General features: G+C 44.7%; 22 protein-coding genes and 1 pseudogene. 11 read left to right on the plus strand and 12 right to left on the minus strand.

Annotation, left to right across the window (positions count from 1 at the left end):
* From F8C82_RS12400 to F8C82_RS12425, 6 genes are all read left to right on the plus strand, one after another.
* Window positions 1-2,109 carry an endonuclease MutS2 gene (locus F8C82_RS12400; RefSeq protein ID WP_151693905.1) on the plus strand — a complete coding sequence of 703 codons (2,109 nt, stop codon included), beginning with the start codon at window positions 1-3 and terminating at the stop codon, window positions 2,107-2,109.
* A gap of 55 nt (window positions 2,110-2,164) precedes the next feature.
* Window positions 2,165-2,935, plus strand: a complete 771-nt coding sequence (locus F8C82_RS12405) for a sulfite exporter TauE/SafE family protein (protein ID WP_151693906.1) — start codon at window positions 2,165-2,167, stop codon at window positions 2,933-2,935.
* Window positions 2,936-3,134: 199 nt separating this feature from the next.
* Complete coding sequence (gene katG, locus F8C82_RS12410) at window positions 3,135-5,414, plus strand: catalase/peroxidase HPI (RefSeq protein ID WP_151693907.1); 2,280 nt, start codon at window positions 3,135-3,137, stop codon at window positions 5,412-5,414.
* A 222-nt stretch (window positions 5,415-5,636) separates the two neighbouring features.
* Complete coding sequence (locus tag F8C82_RS12415; protein WP_188477391.1) at window positions 5,637-6,416, plus strand: SDR family oxidoreductase; 780 nt, start codon at window positions 5,637-5,639, stop codon at window positions 6,414-6,416.
* 350 nt (window positions 6,417-6,766) lie between these two features.
* Entirely contained in the window at window positions 6,767-7,630 is an 864-nt protein-coding gene (locus F8C82_RS12420; protein WP_151693909.1) for a toxin-antitoxin system YwqK family antitoxin, read from the plus strand.
* 5 nt (window positions 7,631-7,635) lie between these two features.
* Window positions 7,636-8,175 (plus strand): hypothetical protein, encoded by a 540-nt coding sequence (locus F8C82_RS12425; protein WP_151693910.1) that lies wholly within the window; start codon window positions 7,636-7,638, stop codon window positions 8,173-8,175.
* A 12-nt stretch (window positions 8,176-8,187) separates the two neighbouring features.
* Here the strand turns inward: F8C82_RS12425 and F8C82_RS12430 are convergent, their stop codons facing one another.
* The 6 genes from F8C82_RS12430 to F8C82_RS12455 all read right to left on the minus strand — a co-directional run bounded on the left by F8C82_RS12430 (window position 8,188) and on the right by F8C82_RS12455 (window position 12,783).
* Window positions 8,188-8,835, minus strand: a complete 648-nt coding sequence (locus F8C82_RS12430; protein ID WP_151693911.1) for a response regulator — start codon at window positions 8,833-8,835, stop codon at window positions 8,188-8,190.
* Window positions 8,822-9,646, minus strand: coding sequence for a sensor histidine kinase (locus tag F8C82_RS12435; protein WP_151693912.1), 825 nt, complete (start codon window positions 9,644-9,646; stop codon window positions 8,822-8,824). The genes F8C82_RS12430 and F8C82_RS12435 overlap by 14 nt, the downstream gene beginning before the upstream one ends.
* Entirely contained in the window at window positions 9,622-10,212 is a 591-nt protein-coding gene (locus F8C82_RS12440) for a hypothetical protein (RefSeq protein WP_170266254.1), read from the minus strand. The genes F8C82_RS12435 and F8C82_RS12440 overlap by 25 nt, the downstream gene beginning before the upstream one ends.
* A gap of 67 nt (window positions 10,213-10,279) precedes the next feature.
* On the minus strand, window positions 10,280-11,149 hold the full coding sequence (locus F8C82_RS12445; protein WP_151693914.1) for a hypothetical protein: 870 nt from the start codon (window positions 11,147-11,149) through the stop codon (window positions 10,280-10,282).
* 161 nt (window positions 11,150-11,310) lie between these two features.
* Window positions 11,311-12,207 carry a hypothetical protein gene (locus tag F8C82_RS12450; RefSeq protein ID WP_151693915.1) on the minus strand — a complete coding sequence of 299 codons (897 nt, stop codon included), beginning with the start codon at window positions 12,205-12,207 and terminating at the stop codon, window positions 11,311-11,313.
* Between the two features lie 141 nt (window positions 12,208-12,348).
* Window positions 12,349-12,783: a hypothetical protein gene (locus F8C82_RS12455; protein ID WP_151693916.1), complete on the minus strand. Its 435-nt coding sequence runs from the start codon at window positions 12,781-12,783 to the stop codon at window positions 12,349-12,351.
* A 178-nt stretch (window positions 12,784-12,961) separates the two neighbouring features.
* On the opposite strand from F8C82_RS12455, the gene F8C82_RS12460 reads away from it, so the two are divergent.
* From F8C82_RS12460 to F8C82_RS12470, 3 genes are all read left to right on the plus strand, one after another.
* Window positions 12,962-13,663 (plus strand): toxin-antitoxin system YwqK family antitoxin, encoded by a 702-nt coding sequence (locus tag F8C82_RS12460; RefSeq protein ID WP_151693917.1) that lies wholly within the window; start codon window positions 12,962-12,964, stop codon window positions 13,661-13,663.
* Window positions 13,664-13,784: 121 nt separating this feature from the next.
* On the plus strand, window positions 13,785-15,194 hold the full coding sequence (locus tag F8C82_RS12465) for a DUF819 family protein (protein WP_151693918.1): 1,410 nt from the start codon (window positions 13,785-13,787) through the stop codon (window positions 15,192-15,194).
* Window positions 15,195-15,205: 11 nt separating this feature from the next.
* The gene (locus F8C82_RS12470; protein ID WP_151693919.1) at window positions 15,206-16,582 is read left to right on the plus strand and encodes a M28 family peptidase; all 1,377 of its coding nucleotides are present in this window, start codon (window positions 15,206-15,208) and stop codon (window positions 16,580-16,582) included.
* A 2-nt stretch (window positions 16,583-16,584) separates the two neighbouring features.
* Here F8C82_RS12470 and F8C82_RS12475 read toward each other — a convergent pair whose 3' ends face one another.
* Window positions 16,585-17,025 carry a DUF6265 family protein gene (locus tag F8C82_RS12475; RefSeq protein ID WP_151693920.1) on the minus strand — a complete coding sequence of 147 codons (441 nt, stop codon included), beginning with the start codon at window positions 17,023-17,025 and terminating at the stop codon, window positions 16,585-16,587.
* Window positions 17,026-17,089: 64 nt separating this feature from the next.
* Here F8C82_RS12475 and F8C82_RS12480 point away from each other — a divergent pair, with 64 nt between their 5' ends.
* The gene (locus F8C82_RS12480) at window positions 17,090-17,572 is read left to right on the plus strand and encodes a ribonuclease H-like YkuK family protein (protein ID WP_151693921.1); all 483 of its coding nucleotides are present in this window, start codon (window positions 17,090-17,092) and stop codon (window positions 17,570-17,572) included.
* Here F8C82_RS12480 and F8C82_RS12485 read toward each other — a convergent pair.
* Complete coding sequence (locus F8C82_RS12485) at window positions 17,566-18,432, minus strand: cation diffusion facilitator family transporter (protein WP_170266255.1); 867 nt, start codon at window positions 18,430-18,432, stop codon at window positions 17,566-17,568. The genes F8C82_RS12480 and F8C82_RS12485 overlap by 7 nt on opposite strands.
* A 46-nt stretch (window positions 18,433-18,478) precedes the next feature.
* Here F8C82_RS12485 and F8C82_RS12490 point away from each other — a divergent pair, with 46 nt between their 5' ends.
* Window positions 18,479-19,462: a GSCFA domain-containing protein gene (locus F8C82_RS12490; protein ID WP_151693923.1), complete on the plus strand. Its 984-nt coding sequence runs from the start codon at window positions 18,479-18,481 to the stop codon at window positions 19,460-19,462.
* Here the strand turns inward: F8C82_RS12490 and F8C82_RS12495 are convergent, their stop codons facing one another.
* The 4 genes and pseudogenes from F8C82_RS12495 to F8C82_RS15010 form a co-directional block, all read right to left on the minus strand.
* Complete coding sequence (locus F8C82_RS12495; protein ID WP_151693924.1) at window positions 19,463-20,512, minus strand: NAD-dependent epimerase/dehydratase family protein; 1,050 nt, start codon at window positions 20,510-20,512, stop codon at window positions 19,463-19,465.
* Complete coding sequence (locus F8C82_RS12500) at window positions 20,505-21,068, minus strand: NUDIX domain-containing protein (protein ID WP_151693925.1); 564 nt, start codon at window positions 21,066-21,068, stop codon at window positions 20,505-20,507. Before F8C82_RS12500 ends, F8C82_RS12495 begins: the two co-directional genes overlap by 8 nt.
* Entirely contained in the window at window positions 21,055-22,365 is a 1,311-nt protein-coding gene (locus F8C82_RS12505; RefSeq protein WP_223279576.1) for a toxin-antitoxin system YwqK family antitoxin, read from the minus strand. The genes F8C82_RS12500 and F8C82_RS12505 overlap by 14 nt, the downstream gene beginning before the upstream one ends.
* A gap of 6 nt (window positions 22,366-22,371) precedes the next feature.
* Window positions 22,372-22,671 (minus strand): annotated as a pseudogene (locus F8C82_RS15010) (hypothetical protein); the annotation flags it as partial.
* Window positions 22,672-22,686 lie beyond the last annotated feature (15 nt).

Below are 22,686 nucleotides of genomic sequence, written 5' to 3' on the forward strand. Positions count from 1 at the left end.
GTGCAAATCTATCCAAGTGATATCATTGAGCATCTGGAATTCACAGATGTGCGAAAAGCCGTAGCGCATTATGCCGTTACCAAGGAGGGTATTGAGCGATTGCTCGAACTCCACCCCTCTTCCGATCCTCAGGAAATTGAAAACAACCTGACGGAAGTGAATGAAGTGCTTTCAGTATACCAAGCAGAAAACAGTGTGCCCGCTCTTTCAGCTGCTGATCTGAAAGACGCATTATCCATGCTTCGCATTAAAAATGCAGTTCTTGAAGCCGAGCAGTTCTTGGATGTAAAGCAACTGGTTGAAGCCTACAACAATCTGCATCGCTTTTGCGAGAGTCAGAAAGAGCTCCTACCTACAGTTGGACTTCGCTTTAGAGCATTCCCACCCAACTTTGAAATTCCAGCAGCCATCGATCGAGTGCTGGAAAGAAATGGAGTAGTGAAAAGCAGCGCGTCTTCAGAGCTGACCAAAATCCGAACACAACTGTCCAGGAAAAGAACCTCAGCCGATCGAATATTCTACAAGGCGGTTCGCAAGTATGACAGTTTGGGCTTCTTGGGAGATGTCAACGAAGGTGTGCACGACAACCGCAGAACTATCGGTATTCAAGCCGGCTTCAAGGGCAGAGTGAATGGATTGCTTCACGGCGCTTCCAACAAACACAGTCTGGTATTTATCGAGCCTGCTGAATGTGTGGAGATCAACAATGAAATAGCCATGTTGATCGATGATGAGAAGCGAGAAGTTCGTCGTATTCTCAAAGAGCTAACCCAATTGTTAGCCGCCCATCGAGAAGAGCTAAATGCCTTCTCACGTATCATGAGTGAAGTGGATTTTATTCATGCAAAAGCGAGATATGCCTTGGCCGAAGATGCTTGCCTACCCAACATCAACTATGATGGAGAATGGCAGGTGATCAAAGGTATTAACCCCGTTCTTCGCCATTATCACAAGACCAAGAATAGACCGGTTGTACCACTGGATTTAAGCCTAGATCCCGATGCGCGCATTCTAGTGATCTCTGGTCCAAATGCGGGAGGTAAATCTATTACGCTCAAAACAGTTGGACTCTTTCAGTTGATGCTCCAAAGCGGCTTGCTCCTTCCCGTACATCCAAAGTCGAGCTTCCCTCTAGTTCATAAGATTTTGGCTGATATCGGCGACAGTCAGAGTATTGAAAATGAACTGAGTACCTACAGTTCCAAGTTGGAAAAGATGAAGGAGTTTCTTCATACTTCTGACGAAAAAACACTCTTCTTAATCGATGAATTCGGTTCGGGATCTGACCCTGATTTGGGTGCAGTTCTGGCGCAGGTTTTCTTGAAGTCGTTGAACCGAAAACGAGCCTATGGAATTGCCACCACGCATTACAACAGCATTAAGTCTCTCGCAGCTTCCTTGCCCGGTGTTGTAAATGGGTCGATGCTCTTCAATGGCGCCACCTTAGAACCTGAATACACCCTTCAAATTGGTCAGCCAGGGAGTTCCTACACCTTTGAGGTGGCAGAGCGGGCAGGAATTCCAAAAGGGTTGATCACCTCAGCGAGAAAACGCCTGAAAGAAGGGACCCGAGCGTTGGATGAGCTCCTTGTTGAACTTCAGAAAGAACGTCATGCACTGGGAGTTGAAAGAGCCGAAACGGCGCAGCGTTTAGAGGAACTTGAAGCGATGAAATTACGCCATACCGCACAGATCAAAAAGTTGGAAGACAAGGTTCAAAAACAGAGTCAGACCAATGCCGATCAAAACGAGCAACTCATGTGGGGTAAGCGCTTTGAATCCCTAGTGAAAAGCTGGAACAAAAGCACCAACAATCAACAGCGAAAGGCCGTTGTAGATCGGTTCAAGCAAATGTTATCCGATCGAGGAGGAGAGGTGAAAAAAGTAGAAAAGAAGAACCTGAGCAAAGCCAAGAAGAAACAGCTGGCACTCCTCAAGAAACTTACGTCAGAACCGGTAAAGGTGGGCGATAAAGTAAAGCTCATCAATAGCAAACAGTCGGGACAAATTGTTGAAATCAAAAAAGACAAGTATGTAATTGCATACGACAATGGCATTTCAACGACCACGGAAAGAGACAAGTTTATCTTGGCAAATCGGAGACTTTAATCCTGTGTGACGCGCCTCACCGAACTTCCATAAGAATCGCCTGACCTTTGCACCCATGGATTGGATAGAACTATTGGGTTATGTGGCAGCCATTGCCACTGGTTTTGTGCTCGGGGCTGTCGGTAGTGGAGGAAGTATTATGGCATTGCCTGTTCTGATGTACGTGTTCGGAATTCCGGCCACCGAAGCCACTTCCTATTCGCTTTTCATTGTTGGAATGACGGCCATAACGGGTACGCTCCGCGCTCATAAGAAAGGAGAACTCCATATTCCCGTGGCTTTTAAATTCGGACTTCCCATGATGTTGGCGGTTATACTCTCCCGCAGTCTGATCCTTCCCAATATCCCCGCTTCCTTTGGAGATTTCAGCAGAGACCGAGTGCTCACGCTGCTCTTCGCACTAATTATGCTAGGTGCTGCCCGAGCCCTATGGAGAGGCAGAAGTGATTCCGATGGCAGCGTTCGCCCCGCATGGCTTGTCATTGCTCAGGGATTTGGCACAGGTATTCTTACTGGACTAGTAGGTGCTGGTGGAGGGTTTATCATTGTTCCAGCGCTAGTGTTGGGACTCAAACTGCCCATGAGGTTCGCCGTAGGAACCTCACTCGCAATTATTGCGGTCAATTCTGGTTTTGGATTTGCCGCGGATGTTGTTCGAGGATTCGTAGACATCAACTGGACGTTGCTACTCACTTTTGCCAGTTTAAGCATTCTAGGTCTTTTTGTGGGATCTCGTGTCGCCTCCTCGCTTCCTCAAAAAACCACGAAGCGCGCCTTTGCCGTGCTTGTAGCCGTATTGGCCTTGATTATGCTCTTTGCGGGGTAATCATCAAAAAGCCTGTTGCTCTTCCTTCTTCTTTACTGATAATCAAACCAATATAAAATAACCATTTCAACATCGTTTCAAATCGACAACGTCTATGTGATGTTAAATCTCATCTACTGAATACATAAGAAATTTGTAGCATCCAAAATATGGGTGAATCCTACAATCACCAGAAGGTGAGTAACTTAATCTTCACGACATGAGAAACGTACTACTAGCTATCGTAGCATCTAGCGCACTTTTAGCTGGCTGCAGTGGGACAGAAGAACAGCACACTGAAAGCAAATCAGGAGGAGGTTGTCCATTGGGTTTTGGTGGTCATTCTACTGGAGCCACTTTGGCAAATGAAGGTCCAACCAACAGCGACTGGTGGCCCAACCAACTCGATTTAAGTGTACTTCGCCAGAATTCTGAACTCTCAGACCCCATGGGAGAATCATTCAGCTATTCGGAAGCCTTCAACAGCCTAGACTACAATGCCTTAAAAGAAGACATTCGCGGAGTGTTGACCGATTCTCAAGATTGGTGGCCCGCAGACTTTGGTCATTACGGTCCTTTCTTCATCCGCATGGCGTGGCACAGCGCTGGCACATACAGAACGGCTGACGGAAGAGGAGGATCACGCGAGGGTCAGCAGCGATTTGCCCCGCTTAACTCCTGGCCAGACAATGCCAACCTAGATAAAGCACGACGCCTTCTGTGGCCCGTGAAGCAAAAGTACGGTCGTAAAATCTCTTGGGCCGACCTTATGATCTTGGCCGGAAACGTAGCCATGGAGGACATGGGTTTCAAAACCATTGGATTTGCTGGAGGTCGCGTTGATGTTTGGGAGCCCGCGAGCAACGTTTATTGGGGTGCCGAAAGTGAATGGTTGGAAGACAATATGCGATACGATGACCAACGCGAACTGGAGCGACCACTAGCCGCCGTTCAGATGGGACTCATTTACGTGAATCCAGAAGGTCCGGGAGGCAAACCAGACCCAGTGGCAGCAGCAGCAGACATCCGTGCAACTTTTGGACGTATGGGCATGAATGATGAAGAAACGGTTGCGCTTATTGCGGGCGGACATAGTTTCGGTAAATCTCACGGTGCAGCTCCTGGCGCTCACCTCGGCGCAGCTCCCGAAGGAGCGCCTATTGAAGCACAAGGCTTCGGTTGGGAAAGCGACTATAAATCTGGTAAAGGACCCGACGCTATTACTTCTGGACTAGAAGTAACATGGACACCTACCCCAGCTCAATGGAGTCACATGTTCTTTGTGAGCCTGTTCAACAATGAATGGGAATTGGTTGAAAGTCCGGGTGGAGGTCACCAATGGGAGGCAAAAGAAAACCCTGTTTTCCAAGTTCCAGATGCCTTTGGAGGCGCACCTAGAAACCCAACCATGTTTACCACCGATTTATCGTTGAGAGAGGACACAGGGTTTGCAAAAATCTCTCGTCGATTCATGGAGAATCCAGCGGAATTTGAAAAAGCCTTTGCCCGCGCATGGTTCAAACTTACACACCGCGATATGGGTCCGAGTACCACTTACCTAGGACCTGAAATTCCAAAAGAAGAATTTATTTGGCAAGATCCTATTCCAGCGTTGAACCACAAGGTTGTAGGAGCTCGTGAAATTGCCGCGCTAAAACAGCAAATTTTAAACTCAGGTCTCAGCACTCAGGAACTGGTATCTACTGCCTGGGCTTCTGCCGCTACATACCGCGAATCTGACCGAAGAGGAGGTGCCAATGGTGCCCGCATTCGACTAGAACCCCAAGTGAGTTGGGAAAGCAATAATCCAGAACAACTCGCCAAAGTACTGACCAAACTAGAAGCGATTCAAAACGACTTCAACAACAGCCATAGCGAAATGAAGGTGTCTATAGCCGACCTCATTGTACTTGCAGGGTCTGCCGCTATAGAAAATGCCGCGAAAAAGGCCGGTCATGATGTTACTGTTCCTTTCACACCCGGAAGAATGGATGCCACTCAAGATCAAACCGACGTTGAGTCTTTCCGCATGCTAGAGCCTATGGCTGATGGATTCCGCAATTACGAAGGTGCGGACTATACGTTAACCACTGAGCAATTGCTGGTAGACAAGGCACAACTGTTGGGCCTTACCCCTCCAGAAATGACCATATTGGTGGGAGGCATGCGCGCACTTGGAGCCAACTACGACGGTTCTAATCTCGGTATTCTAACCCCTACTCCAGGGCAATTGAACAATCGTTTCTTCGTGAATCTCCTCGATATGTCCACTCAGTGGAGAGCTGCAGATGATTCTCGCAAGTTGTTTGAAGGAGTGGACCGTTCAAGCGGAGAGGTTAAGTGGACCGCTTCACGAGCAGATTTAATCTTCGGATCCAACTCTGAGCTTCGCGCACTCGCTGAAGTATATGCAAGTAGCGATGCAGAAGAAAAGTTTGTAAAAGACTTCGTCTCTGCATGGGTGAAAGTGATGGAAGCCGACCGCTTTGACCTGCATTGAGGATGAGGATAGGTTTGGGTGACGGGTGACAGGTGTTGGGTGTCAGATGACGGGTGTCTGACACCCAAAATCCTGGGAATATTGTGCTACTTGTTTATCTATTCATCTCGCAATTTTAGACTCGAATTGAGGCTTAAATGAAAAGCTCGGTGTAGAAGTGAAATATCTCGAAAACTATTCCCCACCCACACTGTTGTTTAAACATCAATTCAAATCATATTTATGAAAGATAAAGTCATTATAATCACAGGAGCAGCGATGGGCTTAGGCCAAGCTGCCGCAGAATATCTAGCGAATCAAGGTGCTAAATTATCGTTGGTAGACTACAACGAGGAAGAGCTTGAAGCCACGGCAAAGTCGATTAGAGACACTTACGGAACGGAAGTGCTCACTGTAACTGCAGATGTTTCAAAGGAAGAAGCGGTTGCGGGTTACGTGGACAAAACCGTAGAGGTTTTTGGTCGAATCGACGGCTTCTACAACAATGCGGGCATTGAAGGTAAACAAGCCTCGTTGGTAGAGTACGATTTAGAGGTCTTCAAGAAGGTGGTGGACATCAATTTGATGGGTGTTTACTACGGCATGCGTTACGTCCTTCCAGTGATGCAAAAACAGGGTTTCGGTAGAATTGTAAACGTGGCCTCTGTGGGAGGTATTCGCGGTGTAATCAACCAAACCCCTTACGTAGCAACCAAGCACGCGGTGAGTGGTATGACCAAAAACGCGGCTATTGAATACGGTAAAGACGGCATCCTTACCAATGCCATTGCACCCGGTGCCATTTTAACTCCAATGGTTGCCGAAGCGTTTAAACAGGTTAACCCCGACGATCCAAAAGCAGCAGAAACGGAATACGCACAGCGCAACCCAACTCGCAAACTTGGATTGCCAAAACAAGTGGCAAGTGTCGTTTCCTTCCTCTTAAGCGAAGAGAATGGCTATGTAAATGGTCAAACACTCGCCATTGATGGGGGTGAATCAAACCTTTACGGTAACTCGTAAAGCAAAAAGAAACCGTGTGGGAGTGGTAGCCCTGCGGTTTGTAAGTGATTCTCTGTAATCATTCAGAGGGTTATTAAGGGGAAAGCCGGCCTTTGGGTCGGCTTTTTTTTTGGTAGTGAGTGAAATCAGCATCGCTCTAAGCTTGCTGTTCTTCTGCAGAGTTATCATCCCTTGGCCGTTTATGGTTGAGCTTTTGATCTCCCTGCTTCAACTTCGTTGTGGTCTTTTTGCACCGATGAAATATCTAATTGTAGAGGCTTATAACACAAATCAGCCTCATTATGAGGGTTTAATTCAACATACCTGAAGGTCTCTATTACCTATCTTAGCACCCCACTTTAAACTCCTTCATGAAGCTCACTCTCTTAACCCCGGTCGTCTCTCTGTTAATTCTTATAGGCTGTGGAAATGAACCAGAAGTGAAATCACCCTCGGTTCCAGAACCGGAACCTAGAGAGCCACGTGTCCTCAATCTAGAAGAAGTAATTTCTCGTTACGACAATGGTCAGGTGAAGTCTGTGCGCATCTATCCCGACAGTTGGGAGAAAGGCACTTTTGAACGGATCACCTATTATGAAAATGGACAAGTAGAAAGCTCTGGTCATTTTGTAAACGATTTGTCGGAAGGCATTTGTCGTAAATACAATCAAGACGGTGTAAAAACAGCGGAATGGACGGAAGTGGCGGGACTCATGGAAGACACCCTCAGGTATTGGCACGACAACGGAAAATTGAAAGAGGTTTCCATTTATCGCGATGGGGATAAATACGGTGAAGAACGAAGTTATGATGCCATGGGCAGATTGGTTTCCAAGGGGGAGTACAAAGCTGATACTATGGTTGGCGTATGGACCTTTTACAACGGCTCCAATTACCAGCAGTACACTTTTGTGAGCGGTAGACGCGAAGGGTCATACAAGGAAAAACACGTTTCACCAGAAGCTGTGATCTTCGTAGAAGGTCAATATAGAAATGACGTTGAAACTGGCCTGTGGACCGCTTATGATGATGGCGGTACATTCTACCGTACCTTTCAGATGGCCAATGGCGCAAAGAACGGCGAGGACATAACCTACTATGGCGATAGAAAAACAGTGCGAGTGAGAACCAACATGTTGAATGACAAGCAACATGGGAAAGTACAGTACTATGATAACACGGGTGCTCTAATTCTGGAAGAAGAGTACCAAAATGGTGTTTTGATAACCCAATAAACCGAATGCGAAAACACTGGAAAAAGATCGTTTACTCCACTCTTGCATTTGTTCTCATAGGCCTCATTGTCGTTTTGGACTATGCTGATCGCCATGTGATCTACTCGGTTAACATACCTATCGAAGAGTGGGATATGCTGTATCCCGACGGGCTTTCTATAGACCGAATTCAAGCCTTTCAAAACAACTTCAACAACCCAAAACTGAGCTTTCCTCGTGTACCTACTAAGGAAGTAATCCTCTTCCCCAATCAATTCGTGATTAGTCGACTTAATGCTCATTCATTTCCAGAAGACAAAGTCACTGAGATTGTAGAATTCTTCAACAATCCGGACCATTTCGACTGGGGAGAAACCACTTGGAACAATGATGAGGCTGATTACATCTTTCGCTTCTATGATGCTCGCGGTGAAGTTGTTGGGAAAATCTTCGTTTGTGATGAAGGCTGTGGAATGACTCGCGCTTATCCGTTTTCTCCCAATATGAAGTTTGGAGGGTTTAGCGAAAGCGGCAAAGCGGCTTTTCAAAAAATCATGGAGAAGTGATCTACTTTAGAATTACTTCAAACGAAGCATGCCTTTCTCGAGTGCCAAATAAATCAAGTGCAAACTGTTCTTCGCTTCAAATTTAGAGAGGAGATTCTTGCGGTGGGTTTCAACCGTATTGTGACTGATGCACAGTTTTTCAGCAATCTCTTTGGTAGACATTCCTACAAACAGCGATTCGAGAACGTCCCTTTCCCGCTCGGTTAGGACTATCTTGTCCTCCTGCAGGTTTCGAATATTTCGAACCAATTGAGAAGCAATAGACGGACTAAAATAACTGCCTCTTGTGCGCAGTTCTACAAGTGCAGCATAGATATCAAAAGACGATTCACTCTTCAACATATAACCCTCTACACCTGCTTCAACACAAGAGACAATATGCTCTGCATTATCGTGCATGGTGAGCATCAAGATCACAATTTCAGGATATCTACGCTTAATCTCGCGGGCCGTTTCTAACCCGTTCATCAACCCACCTTTACCCAGCGAATAGTCTAGGATGATAACGTCTGGTTGTTCACCGACCAATGCACTCAGCATAGACTCTCCACTGTTAGCGGTTTGAAGAATCTGAATGTCTTCGTGATCTTCCAAAACGCTAATCAACCCGTCAATGATTGGCGGGTGATCGTCTACAATGCTCAGCTTAAATGGCTTCATCTTTCAAGAGAATAATTTGTACTTCAAATCCATTGCCTTTCGAGGATTTCATGTGAAGCTCTGCTCCTATACTTGTGGCTCTAGATCGAATGGTTTTCATCCCTAAGCCACTAGCATTTGCCGTGCTCGTCAAGTCGGTACCCCTTCCATCGTCTTTGTACAGCAGTGAGATAGAGTCGGAATCCTCAACGGTGGAAATGGTCACTTTGGTTGCATCGGCATGTTTCAATGTATTGGACAGTAACTCCTGTACAATTCTATACCATTCAATTTCTGCGGTTTGAATAGCGCTGAAATCGATTTTGGCCAATTGAAGATGAATACTCAGTGGGTTAGACGTTTCGATCACCCCTACCAGTTGTGTGAGCGCAGTATTAAATCCAAATTTGACCAGTGAGCTCTCGTAGAGGTCATGCGAAATTCTCCTGACCTCATCCACCGCTTCATCCAGAAGTTTATTTACCTCAACGGAAGCCTTTTCTTGCTTCTCTTGAAGGTCTACCACGGCCTTTTGAACTTTTGAATAATGGAGTTTTGCGGTGAATAGCAAGCTTCCCAATCGGTCGTGCAGTTCTTGCGCTATTCGTTTTCTTTCATCGTTCTGTCCCTTCAATAAGGCGTTAACGCTGTCAATTTCATGTTTCTGTAACAAATCATCAATCTGACTTTGTTTGAGTTGTAGCTCCCTTTCCGAAAGCTTCTTCCTGTTTCTGTAAAGTAGCATCACATCAATGACCATTGCCACTAGCAACAGAACCAAAATGGTAGAGACGACAACAATAAAGGTTATGTAGTTTTTTTCGGGTGCCATAAAAGTCCGATTAGCAGTGTAATTGACCACAATGCATATGCACCGTCATTAAGGTACTTAATTTTCACTCCGAAATCTTTAGAGATGGAATACGCTAAAGGGAGCGCGCTCATAGAGGAAACCATAAGGGTATAGTATAACAAATTGGCCATAGCAAAGAAGATCAACTTGTTGTGCTGCTGCTGGTTCAACACCTCATTTCTCAAAACGAAGTAGGAACAGACGGCAACAATTATCCCCGATAAAACGAAGGTCTCCATATTGAATACGGGCTGAAACGACCTGAATGCAGACTGTGCAAGAGCCAAAATTGGAAGCGTAAACACAAGTGCTATCAGCACCTTTTTCATGGCACTATAACGACTATAAATCCAATATACCCAAAGAGTTAGAACCTGTTCCAGAACCGTTGTTACATTGTAGATTTGTTGAGACTCTATATCGAATTTACTCAAGGTGTTCCCCGCAAGATCAACACCTATGTTGATCCAGATAATCACGGCAATCCATCGCTCAATTTCACGCCACTTTGCCGCACGAAAGAGATAGAATAAGCCAACTCCCAAGCAAATGAATGTTGGGAGACGAATGGCTGTGATGATGGAATAAATCAATGTAATGTCTCGTGAATGATTAACAGTTAGGCGGACACATATGGCCAACATCTAAGGCCTTGTCCATATAGGGCTTGCTGTGATCTGTACTATTGTTAAGTCTCCTTCCTCCTGTGGAATCTTTCCAAATCAGAATGGGCGTTTGAACATAGTACTTGTTGTGATCTAAATGAAGGGGAATAGCTGTTGCGCCGAACTCCAGTTCCAATTGCGACATGTTTGGATTCTCCTTGTAGAAATAGTATACCTCCACAGCGGAATACAAACAACTATGAGGAATGTGAACCCCGCTATAGTACTGAGTGTCTGGATATGTGTCTCGAGTCTTCACCTTGGTTCTGTAACTCGCCGTCAGGCCTTCCAACTCGTTTTGATTGGAAATGGAATCAAGCGTAACCCCGTCCGTCACTTTCTTTAAGTAATAACCGTACACATCATCATTCAATTTTTGACTGACGTTGACACCATCTGTTGAATCAATGTATCCCTTTGTAATGGCATATGTAAAATAACTCTTGCCACTGCCATCATCTAAAAGCAAGTAATGCAGGATATAAGAGTGATTAGAATTCACAGTTAATGCACCAAAGTCAAAGATTTGGTCGGCTTCATTGTACGCAAGAACAATGGGTTCTTCTGGATCTTCAACCAAGTTTACGTCTTGGATATCGCTACCCGTCTCATCGGGAGTTCCGATGTAAGCCTGTTCAAATAAATCGGTGTACGTAACGATGGTGGCGTTCGTTAAAGGCGCCATATGGGGTCCCATTAGGGTAGACCTTGTTTCCTTTTCTACAATGGTAGAATTACTCTGCTCACAGGATGTCACAAGCGAAATGGCGCATATCAATCCTGACCATAAACCAAGTTGAGTTTGTAGGAGTTTCATAGATCGAGAGATTAGGTTAGACTCAAATATAGGCATCAAAACAACCTCTATTTGTGTAGGATTAGATGGTGTATTTGTACCTGTTAGAAAAATGAAGGGCTAATTCCAGATTCATTTTACCCGATAAATCTCGGTTTCACCCTTCCTGTTGCACAGACTTTCTAGAGGACTAGAGAGGCGAGCGTCTGATTCTTTTGCTCGTGAATGAGTACAATGGAATTGTCAAAGTCATCCATGATCCGCTTAAAGTCCGTCACGATTTCTCCTAACTCTGATTCCAACTTTTGCACTTCAGCTGTAGCGTTGTTCTTTTTGAGGTCTATAATAGCCGCCTTCGTTTTGGCAATGGCTGCTTCGTATTGATCAGAAACCTCGTCTCGCTTGACCAACACTTCATCGGTCATCTGAGAGAACATTACCTCGATTTCATGCGTCAATCCTTCCTTCATCTCGATTTTCATATCCCCTTCTGCCCGGGCTAAATCTGCGGTCATCTCATTAGATACCTCTTGAATGTTGCGCTCTTGATTGTCGAGTACATCATCCAATGATCTCAGGTAGAACTGGGGTAAATCAAATTTGATTTCCACCGTTTCCATGCTCACTTCTGGTATGTGAAGCTTGATTTCAACGCGCTTGGAGTGGAACTCTGGAATATCCGTTTTGATTTCAACTCGGTGCATGTAGACTTCCGGAACTTTAGTTTTGACTAGGCATCCTCCACCAAACGGGTTTCCAACTACACACTTGATAACCATCCGCGTTCTTGGAATGTCAAACTTGAAGGACTTTAGCTTCATGTGAACTTCAGGAACGTCAAATTTGATGGACTGCAACTTCATGGAGAATTGGGGAACATCAAACTTGATGGAGGTGGTCTTCCACTTCACGTCAAAAACCATCATCAAAATGGCTTCTACTGTAGACGGATCGGGATTATCATCCTCAATCTGTTCAATTTGATTAGCGCCGCTTTGCTTGATCGTATTGACCCTTTCTTCAAATTTTGATTTGATCTGTTGGATCATCGACTGAATCTTCTCGTTGTGATCGGACATGGTAGTTAGTATTGCAGAGCATTGCTGTTGTGCATGCTCCTGGTTATGTGACTTGTCCCTTCGGATGATCGGGCATTTTCAAACCTCAACCATCGCGAAGAGAGGCAAGTCGAACTAGGTTAGTTGGGTTGGTATGGGTTCTTAGAGAGGACAAACTGCGTTTGCGCCTAGCTTCACAAGAAGGGTGAGAATGGCTACAACAAGGGCAATCACAAACTGACTCAAACTGCCAATCTTCTCTGCCAGCTTCTTCAAAATCTCTTTGATGAGTTCTTTCCACGACTTGTTTCGAATTTCCTCTGACATCTCGCAGAAAACCTTTCTGACTTGTTCGCGTAACCATTTGATCCAACTCCAAGAGGTTGGAACTGCTTCGGCGATGAAACTTGATTGAGAGATAGCCTCCGAAACGGCCGAATTGGATACGATGGATTGAGCTTCTGGATTGTTGGATTTTGCCTCAATCAACTTCTCCAATTGATCCGCACTTAGGTTGGAAAGGACCTCTGCCTCTCTTGCCAAGCTATCGATTAGCGAATCGGGAAAATCGCCTTGAGGAGTTAATATGAATTCCATAGTAAACGGTGTTTTTAATTAACTCTTCAAAGTTGAAGAACCTAGAAATCAACACGTTCACGGAATTCATCGAAATGTTCTCACGGAATTCAGGGAGAAGCGGGTTCATGCTCTTAGCATCCACGACACAGCGAGAAAACGGAGGATTTGAGTATCTTCATTTCCCAAACGCTCTCGTATGAAATCAACCCTCTTTTCATTGGGACTTTTATTTAGCTGGCTGCTCAGTGCACAACCGGTAGACACCAGTCATGTTGATACCAATTTGGTTTTCCCAGTATTTCACGGTTGGATTTTTAGAGGAACCTGTGGACCTGCTTATCGTTATTGCAACGGAAGTCTCTGCAATGGAGAAGTGGTAGACTCGTTTGAAAACGGTATTGAAAAACACCGTGCTTATTACGAAGAAGGACAAATTGTTGGGGAAAGCTCTAATTATTATTCAAATGGTCAACTTGCCTCTAGAGGTAGCTTTCACAATAATCGAAGAATAGGAGAGTGGTTCACTTATTATGAATCTGGAGCACTAAAGAGTAAGAAGCTTTATTGGAAATATGAACTCGTTCCTTTGAGAAGTGAGCTCTACTATGAAAATGGTCAGTTAGAGTCTTTGGAGATCGCAGATAGTGCAGGTTTCTTCACGTTCGGCATTGCTTACAGCCAAGCTGGAGATACCCTCGAACTATTCACCCCATTTGATTCTCAACACTCCGTTTACAAGTCCTCTCAATTTAATGAATCGGGACAACTAATGGAAGTTCAATATTTTGAATATTTAGAAAATTCTATGCGAAGAGTTGGAATCTGGCGCGAATACGACATTCATGGAAACCTCCTTTCCGAAAAGGAATATCCAAGTGATTTTCATTTAGATTGGTAAGTGCAGGTAGATCAACAACTCATCCTTCATCTCCCATCCCTTAATCATCCAGTTATCCCAAAGTAGGGCATAAGCGACTAAAGACTATCCCTTATCTTGCCGCTCTCAAACATCACCTACTATGACAGACGTAGTTTCTAAAACCCCGTTTATTACAAACGATGCCGTTGTTCTTGGACTCCTTCTGGGTGTCCTTGCCTTGATTTTTAAAGCGACAACCATCCCGAGTTTTAAGACGTTTTTCAAGTACGTTCCCGCTCTTTTACTCTGTTATTTTCTACCCTCTGTTCTCAATACTTTGGGCTTAATTAGTCCGGGGTGGATTGAGTTCGATAAAGCTCTAGAAGCACTGTCAGGTCTGGGATACGATGTGTCTGGAATTACTAAAGTTGGTCAGTTAAAAGAGTTTGTAGCAGAAAACGAAATTGAAGGTGGTGTGATGAAGCCCTTCATTCATACTTCTCGACTTTACTTCATGGCATCGCGCTATTTGTTGCCCGCCAGTTTAGTGCTGCTCACCATCAGCATCAGTCTGAAGGAAGTGGTACAGCTTGGTCCAAAAGCACTCATCATGTTTGGAACGGCTACATTGGGCGTTGTCATTGGTGGTCCCATTGCGCTCTTGGTAATGGACAGCATTGCTCCAGATGTGGTTGCCGGAAATGTGTGGCGAGGAATGACTACAATTGCAGGTTCATGGATTGGTGGTGGTGCCAATCAGGCTGCGATGTACGAGGTGTTTGGCACAGATCCCGTTACGGGTCAAGCTGGATTGATCAGCTCTAAGCTCTATGGCGCCATGATTACGGTTGATGTGATTGTCGCTGAAATATGGATGGCCTTCCTCCTTCTAGGGGTGGGAAAATCAAAGGGAATTGATCGTTGGTTAAAAGCGGATTCAAGCAGTGTTGAAACACTCAAGAATAAGATGCATGACTTCTCGTTGAGCGTTGCTAAAATCCCAACTTTCAACGACTTGATGCTCATTTTGGGCATTGCCTTTGGAGCCGTAGGACTTTCTCATTTCCTCGCAGATTATATCGCTCCTTTTATGAGCCAATTTGAATGGGCTTCGAAGTTTAGCCTTACTTCAGGTTTCTTCTGGCTCATCGTTATTGCGACCACGATTGGATTGGCATTGAGCTTTACCAAAGTGAAAAACCTAGAAGGTGCAGGTGCTTCTAAAATTGGAAGTGTATTCATATACATTCTCGTGGCCAGCATCGGTATGAAGATGAATATTCTTGAAATTGCCGATAACCCAGGATTGTTCTTTGTTGGTCTCTTCTGGATGATTGTTCACGTGGCTTTGCTCTTTATCGTGGCCAAAATTATTCGCGCGCCATTCTTCTTCTTGGCGGTGGGTTCTAAAGCCAATATTGGTGGGGCAGCTTCGGCTCCGGTTGTAGCGGCAGCTTTCCATCCTTCCCTAGCTCCAGTAGGAGTGCTTCTCGCCGTGTTGGGATATGCCCTGGGAACCTATGGTGCTATTCTGTGCGGTAACTTAATGCAACTCGCCGTAGGCGGATAAATCCCTTCAATATGAAATACACTGCTCTTCTTTTTACGGTTGCACTTTCTTCGGGATTATCTGCTCAGAATATTACCGATACCGCTCATCACGAAGCTTTTATTCGAGGAGTATACGACAGGGCTTTGGAAGGTCAATACGCCTACAACTGGCTAGAAGAGCTGTGTAAAGATGTGGGTCCTAGATTGGCTGGAAGTGAAGGGGCTGAGAATGCCGTACGCTGGGCAAAAGCCACATTGGATACCTTGGGCTTTGACACCGTTTATCTTCAAGAAGTAAGTGTTCCTCACTGGGAGCGCGGTGAAGAGAGTTGCTATTTTACAGAGAGCAAGGAAGCTTTGTCCATGTGTGGATTGGGCGGAACTGCTCCCACGGCAAGAGAAGGCCTAACTGCTAAGGTTATCGAAATTCCTGATGTTGATGATCTAGAGAACTACTCGAGAGAAGATATTGAAGGGAAAATAGTGTTCTTTAGTGCACCGATGCGACAAACCTATATCAACACAGGTTCGGCCTATGGTGAGGCTGTTAAAAAGCGTTTTATAGGGGCCGTTGAAGCGAGTCAATATGGCGCTTTAGGTGTGGTGATCCGATCAGTAACAACAAAAAAAGACGATGCCCCTCATACGGGTAGCATGACATATTCCGGTGCTTACAGAAACATTCCTGCCGCAGCATTGGGCTACCTCAGCGCCGACCGGTTACAACGTGCGCTTCGAGAGAATCCAGAATTGGAAATCACGTTAAAACTGGCGAATACAATGTATGATAGAACCACTTCTTACAACGTGATTGCCGAAGTAAGAGGAAAAACTTATCCCCGTGAAATAGCCATTGCTGGTGGACATCTTGATTCTTGGGATTTAGCAGAAGGAGCACAAGACGATGGGGCAGGAGCTGTGCAGAGTATGGAAGCGATTTACCTCTTGATTCAATCGGGCTACGAGTTTAAGCGGACGCACCGAGTAGTTTTGTTTATGAACGAGGAATTTGGATTGGACGGCGCTCGAACCTATGCAGTAATGGCCGATAGTTTGAACGAAGATCACGTGATTGGAATAGAAAGCGATGGAGGAGGAGATGTGCCAAGAGGATTCAGCATTCAAGCACTGCAAAGTGGGGTGGAAGCTGTAAAGAGTCTCCGATGGTACCTCGAACCTTACAGCCTCAATGAGTACTCTGTTGGATACAGCGGAGCCGATATTGGTCAGCTCAACAATGATTACAACATCCTACTAGGATACAGAGCGGATAGTCAGCGTTATTTTGACTACCATCACGCGCCTACCGACACCTTTGAAACCATCAATGCACGCGCCCTAGAATTGGGCAGCGCATCCATGGCTTCAATGTTGTATTTATTGGATCAATACGAAGTAAGACCGTAGTCTTATTCCGGTTTAACAAAGCGCCAAGTAAAGGCCGCTTCCCCTTCACCAACGCGAACCAAGAGGTCATTCTTTTCACCAAAAGTGTACTCAATTCGCTTTGGAAAATCGTGTTCTGGATTTACAAAAACCCAAGGTTCGGTTTCTGTAAATTCAATGTATTCTGCATTTTGTCCCACACGGGTAGCATATACGCGAACACCTTCTCTCTCGTAGAGTTTCAAGTCTTCAAAAGCACTCGTGTCTCCATGCATAACCTGAAGTCCGTGGCCTTCTAAAGTGTCGCCTTTTTGTTCCCAACACTCAATCGACTTACCATCGTCGCGAGTCCAACACCCCACCAGCGAAGTGTTCTTATCCTCCGAAGTACAAGCCGCCATTCCTACCAATGCGCCAAAAATGAGAAGTGAACGATTCATATAATTTGTGCGTTTCTTGTTCATAACATGGACGTTACACTCGGGCTCTACCTTGTGAACGCTTCCAAAGATTGCTAATTTACGTTTCATGAACGCATCTGCCGCCATCCTATCCATAGATGATTCTATCCTTTTTCGCACCTCTGCGGGAATGGTTGTAGACGATTTGCATCGATACGTGAAAGCCTGGCTCGCTGAACATCCCAAGGGAAGAATCTACATCGGTAGCGATTCCCAAGTACGAGGAACCATTGTAAAATACAGTACTGTGGTTTGCTTGTGGGATGTAGGCCACGGGGTATGGGAAGCCTATTCTACCGTAAAAGTTCCCCGTTTTAAAGACCGTTTTTCTCGACTGTGGAACGAAGTACAACGCTCACTAGAAGTGGCTGAACTCATTAGAGATTTGGGTGATGTTACCGTTCACATGGATTTCAATTCCGACCCCAAATTTCCCTCATATCAACTCTACGATGCTGGAATGGGACTTGTGAAATCTATGGGATTTGAAGCGGCTGGAAAACCGCATTCATGGGCGGCTACATGTGGTGCGAATCGACATTGTCAGTGACCCAATGAACGGTCTTTAAACAAAGGAGATTCGAATTGAAGAGTCACTTCATTCAACCCTAAATCTTTGAGTACATCTTTTAGATCTTGTCGAATGATATCCACTTCTGATAGATGTGCATCATAGTTCAATACAACATGCATGCTCACCACATGATCCGCACCGTCCAGTGACCATATTCTAACATTGTGAACTTCTGCAACTCTTTGATCGGATTGCAACTTCACAACAACTTCATCCATATCTATATCTGAAGGTACTTGTTGTAAAAACACCTTTGAAGTCTTGATGAATTGACGAGTAGCATTCACCCCAATCCACAGGGCTATACCCAATGAAAGAGCTGGATCAATCCATGCCCATTCAGTAAAATACATAACGATGGCTCCGAATAAAACAGCCACCCAACCCATCACATCTTCCAATAAGTGCAATGCCGCTGTCTTTTCATTGAGAGAAGTTCCAGCGTGAAGGGTTTTAAAGGCCACACCATTCACCACCACACCCAAAATGGCAATGCCCATCATCCAACCAGTCATCGGCATTTGATGGCCCTCAAAATGAGTGATGGCATTGTAAATTAGAAAAGCACTACCGCCAATTAATACCACACTGTTGATCAATGCGCCGAGTGTGGAAAACCGAGCGTACCCAAAGGAGAATTTATCGTCGCTTTTCTTCTGTGACAGTCGTTGGAAAAACCAAGCGAGTCCCAAGGAAATAGAATCTCCAAAATCGTGAAAAGCATCACTCAAAATGGCCAAAGATCCAATGAGGAGTCCACCCACCAATTCCATCGTAGCAAAACTGATGTTTAGCCAGAATGCAAACCTCAATAACTTGGTGCTTCGAGTTGACATAAACCAAAAGTACGGAACCAACCCTCCATAATGTATCTTTGATCTCGTGAAATTTCGCACGGAAATACCCCCGCTAAAATCGGAGCGTCCCATTGACCACGACGATTTGATCCTATCCCTAGGCTCTTGCTTTGCAGAGCATATGGTTGAAAAGCTCAATGCCTTTAAATTCAACGTGATCCACAACCCATTTGGAACCACGTACAACCCACTCAGTTTAGCCGATCAGCTCAATGCCATTCGAACTGCTAGAACGTATGATGTAGTAGATTTAGAAAAGGCAAACTCACAGTGGTTTAGCTTTGATCATCACGGATCGTATTCGGATTCTACCGCCGCACTTACGCTTCAAAAAATAGATGCTGATCTCTCCGAGGCTTCTTCAAGTACAGGAGATTATACATGGACGATTTTGAGTCTAGGAACCGCATGGGCTTGGTTTGTAGAAAACAAGGTGGTGAATAACTGCCATCAACTTCCCGAATCTCATTTTGATTTCAGAATGTTAGAAATCGATGAGATGTTTGAAGCACTTCAAAACGCAATGGAGAAGTGGAACGAGCAGAATCCCGAGAATGTTTTCATACTAACGGTGAGTCCGGTTCGTCACCTTCGCAGCGGAATGGTAGACAATAATAGAAGCAAGGCTCGCTTGATTGAATTGGCACATCTCCTAACGGAACACGTATCCAATTCACTCTATTATCCCTCTTACGAGATGGTGATGGACGATTTGCGAGATTATCGATTCTATGATGCTTCCCTCACACATCCTTCCTCTGAAGCCATCGAATACATCTGGGAGCATTTTTCCAACACTTTCTTTACTTCCCACACTATGGAGATGATGAAAGCGTATGAAGGCTTTAGAAAAGCTTTATGGCACAAACCTCGTCAGACTTCCGGCGCTGCCTTTGAAGGACATCTTCAATCTTTGGACAAGAAATTTATGGCTTGGATGCAACGATGGCCAGAAGCGGATTGGACACCAGAAAAATTGCGCTGGAATGAATTGCTAAAGCTCCGCTGATTATCGGATCAGATTATCACGCTCCAATTGAAGCACCATATCGCGAAACGTTTCATCTGTAGATCGGAACCAAACTCCCAATTCACTTTTGGCCTTAGAAGTATCAAATGCAAAGGGTTTTCCGTAGTTGCGAGTAATGAATTTCCACGATATGCCGCGAAGCGGCCCAAATAGATAAAGCATCCAAGCGGATAACTTGTTCGAGGGGAGAGGGTAGTCTATACTTTCAGTGACTCGCTGTGTAATCTCACTGATTTGCAACATGGAAAGTACTTCATTCACCGCTATGTATCTTCCAGGTGTATGCTCTCTTTCTACGGCGTGAATGTGCGCTTCTGCTACATCTCGAACATCTACAATTCCAAAGTAAAATTCAGGTGCGCCTATTCTAAAATCACCGCGCAACATCTGAATCATAAATTGTGTACTGGCACCATCACTTCGTCCATTTAAACTGGGTCCCATTACAAATCCAGGATGAATTGTCGTAAGAGTCCATCGCGATTGAGCCTTATTCATTTTCCAAGCTTCTTTTTCAGCGATGGTTTTTGAATAATTATACGGACTGTACTCTTTTGAAGCGGTTGTATTCCAGCACGTATCGTCGAATTCTTTGTTGGTTGCTTCCGAAATATCAACGGCATCGTTGTACAATGCAACCACACTACTTGTCAATACCACCTGAGTCACTGTAGGCGTATTGTTAACGGCCGACAAGACGTTTCGCGTACCTTCTAGAGCAGGGTCAATCAATTGTTTTTGTGGATCTTTTATTCCCGAAATAAGAAAGGGGGAAGCCATGTGAATTACGGTATCACAGTGCTCAAAGGCTTCAACAAATCCACCGACTAATAAATCAGCTTCAAATAACATTAACTGACCGGGATGTGCTACTTGTAAGCGATACAGATACACGTGTTTCTCTGAATCTTCTACATTTCTCACTGTGGCGTGGACCGTATATCCGTGTTGAAGTAACTTCTTCACCACCCAAGACGCAATGTATCCCGACGCTCCTGTAACCGCTATAGTAAGCTTCTTATCACTCATTATTTCGCAACATATAACGATCCATCCAAAGTAGAGCCATAACACTCAAACTATCGGTAATTTCTCCGGAATCAACTTTGGCAATGGCTTCGGCAAGTGGTAAGTGGAGTAGGGTAAGCACTTCCGTTTCGTCTGGGTCTATTTCAACCTTCTTCAAATCCCTTGCGGTATATAAAATGCACTGCTCATCTGTAGCACTATTGCTGATGTCTGAACGGAGAATTTCCTTCCACTCACGGGCTTCTAATCCCACTTCTTCACGCAATTCTCGCTTGGCAGATTCAAGCGGATCTATATGTCGCAATCCACCACCTTCTGGAATTTCCCACGTGTATTTATCCAGTGGATAGCGCTTTTGTCCTACCAGCCAAGTATAGCCATTCTCATCAATGGGTAAGATTCCAATAGCGTAATTCTTAAAATGAACTACACCATAAATTCCGTCTCCACCATTGGGATTTATCACTTCATCGTGATAGACGGTAATCCATGGATTGTCATATTGAACTTCTCGAGATTTGCGCTTCCAGTCCAATGTATTCTTATCGTCGGCCATTGTCGAGTTCCGTGCGATTGTATTTGATTTCTTCTCCAGCTGAATAGGTGATGGTAACGATGCGCGCACCATTCGTGGCAAATTGTTCCCAAACGCCTTCTTTTAGTCCATTGGAATACTGACCTCTTCGCGCAATTTGTCCATTGTTGTAATAGGTGACATGAAGACCTTCTTTCTTACCGTTGCTGTAATCTCCTTCTTCTCGTAATTGTCCAGAATCTAACCAAGTGATGGTCCATCTACCTTCGCGTTCTCCTTGCACATATTCGCCGGTTTCCAGCACGCCATGACTTGAGTATTTCCAAATGCCCGTCTTCAATCCATCGAGATACTGACCTTGTACAATGACTTCATTGGAATCGTTGTATTCAACAACATCACCATCTGCTAATCCTTCAAAGAAGTTTTGTTCCAATCGCAACTCACCATCTTTGAAATACCATCTCCACACACCATCAAGTTGATCGAACATATACTTTCCAACTTGTTCTAATGTGCCATCTTCAAAGAAGTATTTCCACTCACCATCCTTGCTATCGTTGATGTATTTTCCAGTGGCTTTTAGCGTTCCGTCTGGCCAATAATATTTCCAAATTCCCTGCTTTCTTCCCTGATTGTCGTACAAACCCTCGGCTAAGAGAATATCGTTCTGCCAGAGTTCAGCTGAGATGATATTTCCATCTTCGTCAAACTGTCTGTGAACACCATTTTTTTGACCGTTTTGATAGCCTCCAATCGCAGTAATCTTTCCTGTGTTCAGATCTACCGTTCTAACCAAATCAATCTTGGAAGTGGTGTTGTCTTCATCTTCTTGCAAGACTCCCATCACCCATTTTTCAATGCGAATCAAATCACCATTTCGCTTGTAATATTTCCAGAAACCGTGTTTTAAATCGTCTTTGTACGTACCTTCAATGCGCACATTCATATCGTTGAAAAACTCAACCCAAGTCCCTTTTTTCAGACCGAAGCGATCGTACCTGTTAATTTCTTGCTCCTTGGTTAATACTCCTGAGCGATATGTGAGAATGGTGGTAACGGTGCCGGTAGTATCAAATTCATATCCGGTGCCTTCTTCTCGGTTGTTAACAAAGGGAATGAGCTTCTTAATATCTCGGTTGGGATAGTAATATGTGGAGGTTCCATTGATCTCATCTGCCACATAGGAAACTTCTCGTTTCAGCACAGAATCAGGTGCCCAGTACTCTCTTGTTCCCTCTTTCATTCCGGCCACATATCGAATAACCGACTGAATTTGACCGTCTTCATCATAGAACTTCCATGGTCCGCTCAACATGAAATTTTCGCGGTTTCCTTCGGATTTTAGGTGACCTGTTCGGTAGTAACTCTTCCAGTAGCCATCTGGATTTCCGTTTCGTAAATAGCCCTCACTTGATATTTGCCCGTTGTCGAATTCATATTTGACAAAGGTGAGGCTATCCGTCGAATTTTCTGTTTGAGCGAATCCTAAGTAATGAACAGTTAATAGTAATAGTATTAATGATCTTTTTAAAAGAAATAAGGATATAGTATTAGCCTGTTGATAGCCTGAATATCTTTTTGAAGGATGAATAGGATTTATGTGATCTGGCACTTTGCTCACAGTTTATTAACGGTG

This window comes from Phaeocystidibacter marisrubri, from assembly GCF_008933165.1.
Lineage (GTDB): Bacteria > Bacteroidota > Bacteroidia > Flavobacteriales > Schleiferiaceae > Phaeocystidibacter > Phaeocystidibacter marisrubri.

Coding starts and splice junctions, on each gene's coding strand:
- F8C82_RS12430 (WP_151693911.1), bottom strand. CDS start 8,835: ATGAAGCCATTTAAGCTGAGCATTGTAGACGATCACCCGCCAATCATT.
- F8C82_RS12455 (WP_151693916.1), bottom strand. CDS start 12,783: ATGGAATTCATATTAACTCCTCAAGGCGATTTTCCCGATTCGCTAATC.
- F8C82_RS12435 (WP_151693912.1), bottom strand. CDS start 9,646: ATGGCACCCGAAAAAAACTACATAACCTTTATTGTTGTCGTCTCTACC.
- F8C82_RS12415 (WP_188477391.1), top strand. CDS start 5,637: ATGAAAGATAAAGTCATTATAATCACAGGAGCAGCGATGGGCTTAGGC.
- F8C82_RS12500 (WP_151693925.1), bottom strand. CDS start 21,068: ATGGCCGACGATAAGAATACATTGGACTGGAAGCGCAAATCTCGAGAA.
- katG (WP_151693907.1), top strand. CDS start 3,135: ATGAGAAACGTACTACTAGCTATCGTAGCATCTAGCGCACTTTTAGCT.
- F8C82_RS12420 (WP_151693909.1), top strand. CDS start 6,767: ATGAAGCTCACTCTCTTAACCCCGGTCGTCTCTCTGTTAATTCTTATA.
- F8C82_RS12470 (WP_151693919.1), top strand. CDS start 15,206: ATGAAATACACTGCTCTTCTTTTTACGGTTGCACTTTCTTCGGGATTA.
- F8C82_RS12495 (WP_151693924.1), bottom strand. CDS start 20,512: ATGAGTGATAAGAAGCTTACTATAGCGGTTACAGGAGCGTCGGGATAC.
- F8C82_RS12480 (WP_151693921.1), top strand. CDS start 17,090: ATGAACGCATCTGCCGCCATCCTATCCATAGATGATTCTATCCTTTTT.
- F8C82_RS12445 (WP_151693914.1), bottom strand. CDS start 11,149: ATGAAACTCCTACAAACTCAACTTGGTTTATGGTCAGGATTGATATGC.
- F8C82_RS12425 (WP_151693910.1), top strand. CDS start 7,636: ATGCGAAAACACTGGAAAAAGATCGTTTACTCCACTCTTGCATTTGTT.
- F8C82_RS12460 (WP_151693917.1), top strand. CDS start 12,962: ATGAAATCAACCCTCTTTTCATTGGGACTTTTATTTAGCTGGCTGCTC.
- F8C82_RS12485 (WP_170266255.1), bottom strand. CDS start 18,432: ATGTCAACTCGAAGCACCAAGTTATTGAGGTTTGCATTCTGGCTAAAC.
- F8C82_RS12465 (WP_151693918.1), top strand. CDS start 13,785: ATGACAGACGTAGTTTCTAAAACCCCGTTTATTACAAACGATGCCGTT.
- F8C82_RS12475 (WP_151693920.1), bottom strand. CDS start 17,025: ATGAACAAGAAACGCACAAATTATATGAATCGTTCACTTCTCATTTTT.
- F8C82_RS12505 (WP_223279576.1), bottom strand. CDS start 22,365: ATGTTGAGCGGACCATGGAAGTTCTATGATGAAGACGGTCAAATTCAG.
- F8C82_RS12450 (WP_151693915.1), bottom strand. CDS start 12,207: ATGTCCGATCACAACGAGAAGATTCAGTCGATGATCCAACAGATCAAA.
- F8C82_RS12405 (WP_151693906.1), top strand. CDS start 2,165: ATGGATTGGATAGAACTATTGGGTTATGTGGCAGCCATTGCCACTGGT.